We start from the raw sequence: 2,953 nt of genomic DNA on the forward strand, positions 1-2,953 counted from the left end.
GGTCAAGTCCTCGACTTATTAGTATCTCTAAGCTACAGATATTGCTATCCTTCTACCTGAGACCTATCAACCAGGTGGTCTTCCTGGAGTCTTACTCATCTAATGATGATGGGAAATCTTATCTTGAGGGGGGCTTCGTGCTTAGATGCCTTCAGCACTTATCCCGTCCGAACTTAGCTACTCAGCCATGCCTTTGGCAAGACAACTGATACACCAGAGGTTCGTCCATCCCGGTCCTCTCGTACTAAGGACAGCTCCTCTCAAATTTCCTACGCCCACGACGGATAGGGACCGAACTGTCTCACGACGTTCTGAACCCAGCTCGCGTGCCTCTTTAATGGGCGAACAGCCCAACCCTTGGGACCTACTTCAGCCCCAGGATGAGACGAGCCGACATCGAGGTGCCAAACCTCCCCGTCGATGTGGACTCTTGGGGGAGATAAGCCTGTTATCCCCGGGGTAGCTTTTATCCGTTGAGCGATGGCCCTTCCACGCGGTACCACCGGATCACTAAGTCCAACTTTCGTTTCTGCTCCACTTGTAGGTGTCGCAGTTAAGCTTCCTTTTGCCTTTGCACTCTTCGCACGATTTCCGACCGTGCTGAGGAAACCTTTGAGCGCCTCCGTTACTCTTTAGGAGGCGACCGCCCCAGTCAAACTGCCCAACTGACAGTGTCCCTGTACCAGTTTCATGGTACCAGGTTAGAATTTCAGCATCACAAGAGTGGTATCCCACTTGTGGCTCCACTAAGACTGGCGCCCTAGCTTCAAAGCCTCCCACCTATTCTGTACATGTAATACCGAAATCCAATATCAGCCTGCAGTAAAGCTCCACGGGGTCTTTCCGTCCTGTCGCGGGTAATACGCATCTTCACGTATACTACAATTTCACCGGATCCTTTGTTGAGACAGTGCCCAAATCGTTACACCTTTCGTGCGGGTCGGAACTTACCCGACAAGGAATTTCGCTACCTTAGGACCGTTATAGTTACGGCCGCCGTTTACTGGGGCTTAAGTTCTAGGCTTCATGACCGAAGTCATTAACCCTTCCCCTTAACCTTCCAGCACCGGGCAGGTGTCAGCCCCTATACTTCGTCTTTCGACTTAGCAGAGACTTGTGTTTTTGGTAAACAGTCGCTTGGGCCTATTCACTGCGGCCACGTGTTCTTTCGGCGGCATGCGCCTATCCTTACGTGGCACCCCTTCTCCCGAAGTTACGGGGTTATTTTGCCGAGTTCCTTAACAAAGGTTCTTCCGCTCGTCTTAGGATACTCTCCTCGCCTACCTGTGTCGGTTTGCGGTACGGGTAGTAATTTACTCAATAGAGGCTTTTCTTGGCAGTGTGGAATCAGCTACTTCTCTACTTGTTTTTCGATCCCCATCACACCTTGGAATATGAGTGAACGGATTTTCCTATCCACTCTTCCTACGTGTTTAGACGCATCACCAACTGTGCGCAAAGCTTATCCTTCTGCGTCACCCCATCTTTCAAACGCAAATTACTAGTACAGGAATTATAACCTGTTGTCCATCGCCTACCCCTTTCGGGCTTGGCTTAGGCCCCGACTTACCCTGAGTGGACGAGCCTTCCTCAGGAAACCTTAGGCTTTCGACGGGTGAGATTCTCACTCACCTCTCGCTACTTATGCCAGCATTCTCTCTCGTGTGTAGTCCAGCACTCCTTTCGGTATACCTTCTTCCCAACACACGATGCTCCTCTACCACTGTAACTAAAGTTACAATCCACAGCTTCGGTACCAAATTTTAGCCCCGGAAATCTTCGGCGCAGAATCTCTCGACCAGTGAGCTATTACGCACTCTTTAAATGTATGGCTGCTTCTAAGCCAACATCCTGGTTGTCTGTGAAACTCCACATCCTTTCACACTTAATTTGGATTTGGGGACCTTAGCTGGTGGTCTGGGCTGTTTCCCTTTTGACTGTGAAGCTTATCCCACACAGTCTGACTCCCAAGGTTATGATTATGGCATTCGGAGTTTGATAGGTTTTGGTAACGCTTGTGCGCCCCTAGACCATTCAGTGCTCTACCTCCATATCACTATTTCCTTGAGGCTAGCCCTAAAGCTATTTCGAGGAGAACCAGCTATCTCTGAGTTCGATTGGCTTTTCACCCCTATCCACAGGTCATCCGATAACTTTTAAACGTTACCCGGTTCGAGCCTCCATTTTATTTTACTAAAACTTCACTCTGCCCATGGATAGATCACTCAGTTTCGGGTCTATGGCATAGAACTATAATCGCCCTATTAAGACTTGCTTTCGCTACGGCTCCGAAGCTTAACTTCTTAACCTTGCTCTATACCATAACTCGCTGGCCCGTTCTACAAAAAGTACGTGGTTACACATAAAAAGTGCTTCCACTGCTTGTAAGCATAGGGTTTCAGATTCTATTTCACTCCCCTTCCGGGGTTCTTTTCACCTTTCCCTCACGGTACTACTTCACTATCGGTCACCAAGGAGTATTTAGCCTTGGGGGGTGGTCCCCCCTACTTCCCACAGGATTTCTCGTGTCCCGTGGTACTCTGGATCAAGAGCCTGTGTAATATTAATTTCGACTACGAGACTATCACTCTCTTTGGTAGATCTTCCCAGACCCTTCGTCTACTAATATTACATCCTTTGCTCTGTCCTTAACCCCGTATAAATACGGTTTGGGCTGTTTCCCGTTCGCTCGCCGCTACTTAGGAAATCGAATTTTCTTTCTCTTCCTCAGGGTACTTAGATGTTTCAGTTCCCCTGGTCTTCCTTCTAAGCGCCTATTTTATTCAGCGCTTGATACTTGAGGGTTGCTCAAGTGGGTTTCCCCATTCGGAAATCTCCGGATCAGTGTCTATTTGCGACTCCCCGAAGCATATCGGTGCTTATCCCGTCCTTCATCGGCTCTTGGTGCCAAGGCATTCGCCCTATGCTCTTAATAACTTGACCTAATTTTTAA

The 2,953-nt window shown here is 48.8% G+C and carries 1 rRNA gene; it reads right to left on the minus strand.

The annotated features are described in order from the left end of the window. A 23S ribosomal RNA gene (locus TICRE_RS09975) occupies positions 1 to 2,943 on the minus strand; the annotation flags it as partial. Positions 2,944 to 2,953 lie beyond the last annotated feature (10 nt).

This window comes from Tissierella creatinophila DSM 6911, assembly GCF_001940565.1.
Lineage (GTDB): Bacteria > Bacillota > Clostridia > Tissierellales > Tissierellaceae > Tissierella_A > Tissierella_A creatinophila.